Source organism: Cylindrospermum sp. FACHB-282 (assembly GCF_014697195.1).
Classification (GTDB): Bacteria; Cyanobacteriota; Cyanobacteriia; order Cyanobacteriales; family Nostocaceae; genus Cylindrospermum.
Genome location: NZ_JACJRJ010000057.1, coordinates 25,750 through 34,575 on the forward strand (window position 1 = coordinate 25,750; position 8,826 = coordinate 34,575).

9 protein-coding genes are annotated in these 8,826 nt (G+C 43.1%); 5 read left to right on the top strand and 4 right to left on the bottom strand.

Annotation, left to right across the window (positions count from 1 at the left end; genetic code table 11):
* Positions 1–13 precede the first annotated feature (13 nt).
* Positions 14–3,163, top strand: a complete 3,150-nt coding sequence (locus tag H6G32_RS22650) for a pentapeptide repeat-containing protein (RefSeq protein ID WP_190462393.1) — start codon at positions 14–16, stop codon at positions 3,161–3,163.
* Between the two features lie 162 nt (positions 3,164–3,325).
* On the opposite strand, the gene H6G32_RS22655 is transcribed toward H6G32_RS22650, so the two are convergent.
* On the bottom strand, positions 3,326–3,919 hold the full coding sequence (locus H6G32_RS22655) for a MarC family protein (RefSeq protein WP_190462395.1): 594 nt from the start codon (positions 3,917–3,919) through the stop codon (positions 3,326–3,328).
* A 202-nt stretch (positions 3,920–4,121) separates the two neighbouring features.
* Between H6G32_RS22655 and H6G32_RS22660 the strand changes: the two genes are divergently transcribed.
* A complete protein-coding gene (locus tag H6G32_RS22660) occupies positions 4,122–4,934 on the top strand; it encodes a carbon-nitrogen hydrolase family protein (protein WP_190462397.1) in 813 nt (270 codons plus the stop codon).
* 185 nt (positions 4,935–5,119) lie between these two features.
* Entirely contained in the window at positions 5,120–5,698 is a 579-nt protein-coding gene (locus tag H6G32_RS22665) for a Uma2 family endonuclease (protein WP_190462399.1), read from the top strand.
* Positions 5,699–5,730: 32 nt separating this feature from the next.
* Here H6G32_RS22665 and H6G32_RS22670 read toward each other — a convergent pair whose 3' ends face one another.
* Complete coding sequence (locus H6G32_RS22670) at positions 5,731–6,213, bottom strand: DUF29 domain-containing protein (RefSeq protein WP_190462402.1); 483 nt, start codon at positions 6,211–6,213, stop codon at positions 5,731–5,733.
* A 141-nt stretch (positions 6,214–6,354) separates the two neighbouring features.
* Positions 6,355–7,428, bottom strand: coding sequence for a class II fructose-bisphosphate aldolase (fba, locus tag H6G32_RS22675; protein WP_190462403.1), 1,074 nt, complete (start codon positions 7,426–7,428; stop codon positions 6,355–6,357).
* 233 nt (positions 7,429–7,661) lie between these two features.
* Here fba and H6G32_RS22680 point away from each other — a divergent pair, with 233 nt between their 5' ends.
* Together H6G32_RS22680 and H6G32_RS22685 are read left to right on the top strand one after the other, a co-directional pair.
* Positions 7,662–7,844 carry a hypothetical protein gene (locus tag H6G32_RS22680; protein ID WP_190462405.1) on the top strand — a complete coding sequence of 61 codons (183 nt, stop codon included), beginning with the start codon at positions 7,662–7,664 and terminating at the stop codon, positions 7,842–7,844.
* Between the two features lie 5 nt (positions 7,845–7,849).
* Positions 7,850–8,134, top strand: coding sequence for a hypothetical protein (locus H6G32_RS22685; RefSeq protein WP_190462407.1), 285 nt, complete (start codon positions 7,850–7,852; stop codon positions 8,132–8,134).
* Between the two features lie 217 nt (positions 8,135–8,351).
* On the opposite strand, the gene H6G32_RS22690 is transcribed toward H6G32_RS22685, so the two are convergent.
* A partial coding sequence (locus H6G32_RS22690; RefSeq protein ID WP_190453510.1) for a zinc ribbon domain-containing protein occupies positions 8,352–8,826 on the bottom strand: 475 nt, incomplete at its 5' end.

Here is an 8,826-nt window from a genome sequence, read left to right on the forward strand (position 1 = left end):
CGAGTCTAAGCGGATGAGAACGCGCTTATCACAAATTTGGCAGCTTTTTAACACTGATGTCAGGGAGTTAGTCTCAGCGGAGACTGTGGGAACAGCGACTGAGTCTACTAGTGCAGTTGTGGAACTAGCGAAAACCTTGCAAGAACAAGGTAAAAGCCTGGAATGGTTAAAACCTTTGGTAGAAAATTCCGGCTCACTTTTAGGAATTTTGTGTAGTCCAGAAGTGCAATTGATTAGTTCAGGGTTGCAGTTCGTGCCAGTAGCGATCGCACTTTTCAAAGTTTACCGCAAAAGGACTAAGCAAGATCCTTGTCTAGTAGACTGCGTAGCTATCATTAGCCAAGCGGCATATCTAGAAAGCTTTGCCGAGATTTTATCTCAACACCAGCAATTATCAGCTAGTTGGCAGAGTCAACCTAGGGGTGATGCAGCGCTAACCAAGGCACTGCAAGCATTAGAGGATTTTGAGTTGGATTCTGAATCGGCAAAAAGTACTCTCTCGTCTTTTCCTGATTCCCAATTAGTGAAACAATACAATAAAGTCTTATCAGCCAGGTTGCAACTATCAGGACTATCTGTAAATGAAGCTGATGATTTTACTGGATTAGTTGCCCGCAATACCGAAATCTACTTTTTTAACGCTCTATCAGCATCTCGTGATTCTGTCAAGCCATTAGCCGAATTATATAGCAATGGTGGCATAGAAGTACTCAAGAAATACGACAGCATCAGAGTTTATCTCGAAACTGAAATTGAGCCTAAACCCCAGGAAACAGTATTTAATGAAACTTTTTCCTATAGGGATATTTATGTTAAGCCCAAGGCGAGAGCAGTAGACACTAATGGCAAGATTGATACTAAATCTGAAACATTTGATTTAGAAACTTGGGTTAAAAATCTCCTTTTTGACAAAGATCCCAAAAAGCAAAGCCAAGTTATATTTATTCAAGGTGGGCCAGGCAGGGGTAAAAGCATTTTTTGTCGGATGTTTGCCGATTTGGTGCGTCTGGATATATATCACAGATGGACGCCGATTTTAATTCGTCTGCGGGATATTGAGGAATTTCAGCCGAGTTTAGAAGAAACTTTGCGCTCAAGATTAAAGTATGATTTTGCCTTGAGAGATAACTGGCTAATTGACCATCATACAAGGTTTTTGTTTATTTTAGATGGTTTTGATGAGTTAAGAATTGAGCGCGGCAATAACCAAAGCGTAGATAAATTTATTCGGCAAGTGGGAATATTTCAACACGATTGCCAAGAGAATAAATCTATGAGGCATCGAGTTATAATTACAGGTCGAGAAATGGCTTTGCACGGAATTGACCGCCTACCGCCCAATTTGGAACGGGTGGAAATTGCGGAAATGGATGTAGACTTGCAAAGTCAATGGTTTAACAACTGGCGAAGGCATTCTGATGCAGATAAAGCTATAGCATTTCAGCAGTTTTTGCAAGATGAAAAACATTGCCCAGAAGCTTTAAAAGAGTTAGCCAATGAGCCACTATTACTATATATGTTAGTGGCAATGCATCGAGATGACGAATTAGATATTAGCAAGTTTGAGCAAGCCAGTGGTACAGCAGCAAAGATTTTAGTTTATGAGCAAGCACTAAATTGGGTACTGAAAATACAACGCTCTGATTCTCGCCACCCTGAGTTAAATAATGAACTGACTAAACAAAAACCAGAAGCTTTAAGGAGGCTGTTAGCAGAAGCAGCGGTTTGTATTACACAGTTGGAGGGGGAAAGTGCTTCTATGCAGATTGTGAAAGCACGCTTGCAACAAGATGATGAAGTGAAACAATTAATTGAAGCAGCCGAAAAGCAACTTGGTGAAGAAGCGCTCAAAACTGCATTGAGTGCTTTTTATATTAAGTCTGATGGTAGTGGGGGAGTTGAATTTTTTCATAAGAGTTTTCGGGAATTTCTCTTTGCAGAAAGGCTGAAACAAAGTTTGGAAGATTGGACACAAGCAGGTAATCGCGGTAAAAAATTCAATATTGATGAGCAAAAACTGCATTGGGAAATTTACGATTTACTTGGATACGGTGGATTAACACAAGAAATTGTGGAATATTTGATGGGGTTGTTAGTTACGAGTAATGAATTTCGACCAGTGCAGTTATTTCAACGCCTTGAAGATTTTTATATTCGTTGGTGTGATGGGGAATTTATTGATGCACCACCAGAAAACTTTCCTCAGAAAAAGATGCGGTTACTACGAGAGCAAGGAAGTAAGCTAGGTCAGCGTCAGGTTGATATTTATGCTGGGTTGAACGTGATGATTTTGCTTTTGGAGTTGCATCGCTATGCTGAAGAGCGAGATGATCTCAAACAACAAATTATCTTCTATCCATCTGGTCAATCAAAATCAGTTGGATATCCTTGGACAGACCAACTACTTTGCGTCATTAACTACAGTGATTGCATTCAGCTTTGGACTTTTAATAGTGTAGTTGGACAATTCCTCAGCAGCGCAAACCTCAGTGGTGCGAATCTATGTTGCACATCCCTTGCTGGTGCAGACCTTAGAGGCGCTAGTCTCAGTAGTGCTAACCTTAGCGGTGTAGACCTTAGCGGTGTAGACCTTGGTGGCGCTAGCCTCAGTGATGCGAACCTTATCAACACATTCCTCAACGATGCATACTTAGAAAACGCAAACCTCAGTGGGGCAGACCTTAGTGGCGCAAACCTCAGTAGCTCACACCTCAGTGAAGCAAACCTCAGCCGCGCAAATCTCAGCAACGCAGACCTCAGCGACGCAGACCTCGGTTATACATACCTTTGGAGTGTAAACCTTAGCAATGCGAACCTCAGTTATACATACCTTTGGGGTGCAGACCTCAGTGACGCAGACCTCAGTAACACAAATCTCATTGGCACAAATCTAGAGGGTGCTAATCTTAGTGATGCTGACCTCAGTAATGCAAACCTAGAGGAAACTGACTTCAGCGACGCTAACCTCAGCGACACAAACCTCATTGGCGCAAATCTGAGTAATGCAAACCTTCGGGGCGCAAATCTTTTTCGTGCAAACCTTACCAACGCTAACCTAGATAAGATTTTTTGGAATCATGGCACAAATTTTATAGGTGCGAAAGGGTTGGAGACTGTAGTTAATATGCCAGAAGCCCTAAAACAACAATTGAGACTGACTTAACAGATGCGAAGACGGGGAGAAAAATTAAAACTCTTCCCTTCCCCCTCTTCCTTCGCGCTCTTTGCGTCCTTTGCGGTTCGTTCCTCCCCCCACCCCAACAGAAAAAGTGCCCCCTCCGCCTCTGCGGTAGCCTGCGGCACGCCGCTCCGCGTCTACGTTACTCTACCGTAAAAACAACTCCCGAATGCCAGTACTGCCAATTTCCACCGCCAGCGCCGCCAACAGAAAACCCACAAGCTGAGTGATAATCACCCCACCCTCCGCACCAATCAAAGAATCAATCTGGTTAGATAGTCGCATAATTAACCAACTAACAAACATCGCCGCGACAATACCCAGCACCACATCAAGATAGGGACTCTGAGACTTTGCCATTAACAACATTACCGTCGTCAGCGTACCCGGCCCCGCGAGCAACGGCAAAGCTAGAGGTGTAATTGCTACATCCCGTCCTTCTTCTATAATCGGCGTATTTAATTCACCCTGGAGCATTTGCAAAGCGATTAACAGCAACAACAAGCCCCCAGCTACCCGCAAAGACCCGATACTGATTTCCAAATAATTCAAAATTACTTGCCCAGCAAAGGCAAATAGCAACAAGATTGCGATCGCTACAATAATCGCTTTATCTATAACGTGGTTTCTTTCCTCTGGTGTCATGCCTTTAGTTAAAACCAAAACTGTTGGTATATTTCCCATGGCATCAGCCAAAACAAATACCGCAATGAAAGTTTGGACAAATACAGAGGTATCCACAGCAGACTGCGCTTATCATGGTCAGATCACAATTTAACCACAATCCCTTGCCCTTTCCTAAAAACAAGAGGAATAGATGGGGATAGTCAGTATTTTTCAGAAAAGCCCAAGATCCCCAATTCTCATGAGGCTCCAAGACGCTTCAAGTAACGATATATTTAAAAATCTGTACTGTATAAATCCACCGTTCTTATTTGAATCTATGAAGTCTTATTTAGCTGCCGCTATTCAAATGACCACCGTGCCCGATCTACAAAAAAACCTGGCACAGGCAGAAGAATTGATTGATTTGGCTGTGCGTCAAGGTGCTGAATTGGTGGGTTTGCCAGAAAATTTTTCCTTTATGGGAGAAGAAAAGGACAAACTAAGCCTTGGGGATGCGATCGCTTTTGAATCAGAAAAATTTCTCAAAACAATGGCGCAGCGCTACCAAATTACCATCCTGGGCGGCGGCTTTCCAGTCCCTGTAGACAGCACCGGCAAAGTCTACAACACTGCTTTACTCATCGATCCCAATGGTCAAGAACTCGCCCGTTACCACAAAGCACACCTGTTTGATGTTAACGTCCCCGACGGCAACACCTATCGAGAATCCAGCACCGTCATGGCTGGCACCCAACTACCCCCCGTCTATTTCTCAGAAAAACTCGGTAACATCGGGCTTTCCGTTTGCTATGATGTCCGCTTCCCTGAACTATATCGACATCTGTCAGACAAGGGAGCCGATATTTTATTTGTCCCTGCTGCTTTTACTGCCTTAACTGGCAAAGACCATTGGCAAGTATTGCTACAAGCTAGAGCCATTGAAAATACTTGCTATGTGATTGCTCCCGCCCAAACTGGCACCCACTACGCCCGTCGTCAAACTTACGGTCACGCCGTGATTATTGACCCTTGGGGGACTATTTTAGCTGATGCTGGTGAACAACCCGGAATTGCGATCGCCGAAATTAAACCCACTAGGCTAGAACAAGTCCGCCGTCAAATGCCATCCTTACAACATCGAGTGTTTTAGCCACTTGGATAATTACCTGTCATTCTGAACGTTCCGCATCTCTTGTAGGGTGCGTCAGACTCGATAATTCAGTAACTATCAACAGATTTTCGCTCTCTGACGCACCCTACAAAGCCATGCCAGTTGAGTAAGTCCTGTTAGCATTTAGATACAATTAACTTAATAACTCAACCTGGGTCTAGCTCATGACAGTTACACTCATTGAACGAGAAACAGAACCCATTTTAATCAACGACCTAAGTTGGCGAGAATTTAAAGCAGTCGAACAGTTAATTGACCGCCCAGGGGTTAGGCTGTCTTTTTTAGATGGAGTCTTGGAGATTCGCAAAGCGCCAGGTAAAAAACACGAAACTATCAAAGAACGTATCGGAGCTTTATTAGAAATTTATTTAGATTTTTTGGGATTAGATTTTACTCCAACTGGCTCGATGACCCTAGAAAGCGAATCTGGAGGAGTCAAACGCGAAGCTGATGAATCTTATGAACTTGGCTCAAATAAAGAACGCCCAGATTTAGTCATTGAAGTTATTGTCACCAGTGGCGGAATTGATAAACTGGAAGCATACAAACGCCTGAACATTCCTGAAGTTTGGTTTTGGATAAACGATCAATTATCATTTTATACATTAGGCAATGAGGGATATGAAGCCGTTCCTTACTCGCAACTTTTACCCAATCTAGATGTAGCTCTATTAATGCGCTGTATCAACATACCAAACCATGCTCTAGCATTGCGGGAATTTCGAGCAGGTATTGTGAATTGAATTATTATACTGAGAGAGCGCTTTCTTCGGAGCTAAACTTCGTCCTGGCTAACTAGCACCACAATAAAATCAGGATTGATCACATCGTCAGGAAGAAAAGGAGAGTCCGTTGGAAAAGCCTTAGTAGATAATTTAGTTTCGGTGCTGGCAGCGCGAACAGCTTTTGAGTAGCAATCAGAAAATATTTCTAAATAATAAGGTTTGAGGCTGGGGCTATCCTCTAATAAAGATTCAATTTGGTAATGCTGTTCCCAAATTGTACTCACCCAACTTGCAGAACGTCTTTCGGGTTGATATTGGTATTTGAGCAGGTGCATGAGTAAAACTATGAGTCGGTTTTTAAGTTCACGCCGTTTCTCCTTCCCCATGTCCTCTATTTCTTCAATCAGATGCTCAAAATCAAGTGATTCTAATTGGCGTGAGCGCAGTAACTTCGCTGTTGTCTCTAGCCACAGACAGTAATCCTGGTCATAAAGATGATTGCTCAAGGATGTTGCTTGTAAGTTGGTAGTCATAGCTGCATACCTTATCTATGCCATGTCCCTACCATATCGCAGTTACCTAAAAACAAAAAACCGGGGAACTTATGCGCCACCCGGTTTATTTATTTCTGTAGGGACACAGCATTGCTATGCCCTATTTATTCTTGAGAAGAATTAAACTTTAGCCGCAGCCTTAACCTTGAGTTCGCCCTTAGCATACTTAGCAGCGAAATCTTCGAGAGAAATCTGCTTAATCTTGCTGGCGTTACCAGCAGTACCAAATTGTACATAGCGCTCAGAACAAACCTTCTGCATATATACAATAGAAGGCTTGAGGAAGTGACGGGGGTCAAATTCTTCTGGTTTTTTAGCCAAAGCTTCCCGGACAGCAGCAGTGATAGCTAAACGGTTGTCGGTGTCGATGTTGACTTTACGCACACCGCTCTTGATACCTTTTTGAATTTCTTCAACAGGTACGCCGTAGGTTTCAGGAATAGCACCACCAAATTGGTTGATTAGTGCCAACAAATCTTCAGGTACAGAAGAAGAACCGTGCATTACCAAGTGGGTGTTAGGTAGACGACGGTGAATTTCTTCAATGCGGCTGATTGCCAAAATTTCGCCAGTAGGCTTACGGGTAAACTTGTAAGCACCATGACTTGTGCCGATAGCCACAGCCAAAGCATCTACTTGGGTTGCTTCTACGAAGTCAACAGCTTCGTCGGGGTCAGTCAGCAATTGAGAATGGTCGAGAGTACCTTCAAAGCCGTGACCATCTTCTGCTTCACCCGCACCAGTTTCTAGAGAACCCAAACAACCGAGTTCACCTTCAACGCTGACGCCCAAGGAGTGAGCTACATTCACCACTTCGCGGGTAACATTGACGTTGTACTCGAAGCTAGCGGGGGTCTTAGCATCAGCTTCTAGAGAACCATCCATCATCACGCTGGTGAAGTTGTTCTTAATTGCTGAGTAGCAGGTAGAAGGAGCATTCCCATGGTCTTGGTGCATGACAATGGGAATCTGAGGATAGGTTTCTACCGCTGCCAAAATCAGGTGACGCAGGAAGTTTTCTCCTGCATAATTACGAGCGCCGCGAGAAGCTTGTAAAATTACGGGGCTATCTGTCTCAGCCGCCGCCTTCATGATTGCCTGAATCTGCTCCAAGTTATTGACGTTGAAAGCTGGGATGCCGTAACCGTTTTCAGCCGCGTGATCCAAGAGCAGCCGCAGTGGTACAAGCGCCATAAATAGTCCTCCTAATTTGGGTGTCAGCTAGTCTGTGTGAGAGAAGCGTAATTTTTATCTTAATGTAATCGTTACGCTAATCTTAATATTTTTTTCAACTTATTAGGAAATTATAACTAGTAATGGTGTTTATGTTGATAAACTTTGCGCTATTACTCATAAATCTACTCTATGCTTGCTAGATACTGCCGTATGGTATGCTACACTACATTTAAGGTCTTCGGTAGTCCTGGATGCTAGATAATTTTGGCGATCGCAAACAGCGGGCCGAGTGCCCATCAAACTTTTCACCTGAAAACCCCATCAAAATGCGATCGCACTGCGAAATCATCAAGAGTAGTCGAAATCATTGGGAAAATGAAATTCGCGCTTTTGACAAAGGTATTCAGCAAGCACTTAAACGATTGGGAAATTAATAATTATGCAGATTCGCGATCGCCTTTGGCGGGGCGTAGCCCATCGCTCCCTTCCTGTTGCCAATTCTACTTTAAGCACATTGATTACTGAGTTAGGCTCAGAATGCCAAACTGTCACCGCTTTAATCTATCAGCTTCAGTCGCCTCACCTGAATGCTAGACAACAAGCTGAAATTCTGGCAGAATTGCTGGCTGCTACAATTCATTTGCATGTTCATTGCGGAGATGATTTTCAGTCGCTAATTGCCCAGGAGTTGGAAAATTTGCCGGATGATGACGAAAATGAATAAATATCGCACTTAGAGCCAACAAAATGGCGATCTTAAGGCAGAGAAAATTGAGAAAATATGGCTCTCCCAGAGTGGTTATGGTAATTTAATAACAGAAAAGTCTAAAAATATTTATTAGATAAGGATTTTATCAATCTAAAAATCCCGATTTAATAAAAATATAGTTTTATTGTATTAAATCCCTTTGACCTCTCCCCGGTCTAAAGACACGGGGATTCTAAACTGATACTACGTGGTAGGCTGAAGCCGTACCACTTCGCTTTTTAGTTTTGGTTTCCCAGATACGAAATCTGGTAGCAAGGGTCAAAACTTGCCTACAGACCTTGACTAGGACGAGTCCTAATTGTGTCTCTACCTTGCGAAGTATATTCGCTGCACCATTTAAATCAGCGTTAATAAATAGTCCTTTTCCTGTGCGGAACATACCGCGTTTTACTCGTTTTCCACTTGGTTTCCACCCTTCAGGTTTTGCGCCGAAAGTAGGTAGAAAATCACCATCTAAAAAACTAGTTTTACTGGTATAGGATTCTTCAGTTTCTACAAATTTGATGCCGTGGTACTCGCATAACTGTTTAACTCGTTTTTTGAGTTTGGCGGTTGGTATCTGCACAAATGATTGCGTTGTTCTACCTAACTGCGCTTCTTGTCTTTGTCCCTGATTCCACCCAAATACCACTACACCAATTTGATGT

Bases quoted from the DNA above. Each gene is read 5' to 3' on its own strand.
- H6G32_RS22650 (WP_190462393.1), top strand. From the start codon at position 14: ATGAGAACGCGCTTATCACAAATTTGGCAGCTTTTTAACACTGATGTC.
- H6G32_RS22660 (WP_190462397.1), top strand. From the start codon at position 4,122: ATGAAGTCTTATTTAGCTGCCGCTATTCAAATGACCACCGTGCCCGAT.
- H6G32_RS22665 (WP_190462399.1), top strand. From the start codon at position 5,120: ATGACAGTTACACTCATTGAACGAGAAACAGAACCCATTTTAATCAAC.
- H6G32_RS22670 (WP_190462402.1), bottom strand. From the start codon at position 6,213: ATGACTACCAACTTACAAGCAACATCCTTGAGCAATCATCTTTATGAC.
- fba (WP_190462403.1), bottom strand. From the start codon at position 7,428: ATGGCGCTTGTACCACTGCGGCTGCTCTTGGATCACGCGGCTGAAAAC.
- H6G32_RS22680 (WP_190462405.1), top strand. From the start codon at position 7,662: ATGCTAGATAATTTTGGCGATCGCAAACAGCGGGCCGAGTGCCCATCA.
- H6G32_RS22685 (WP_190462407.1), top strand. From the start codon at position 7,850: ATGCAGATTCGCGATCGCCTTTGGCGGGGCGTAGCCCATCGCTCCCTT.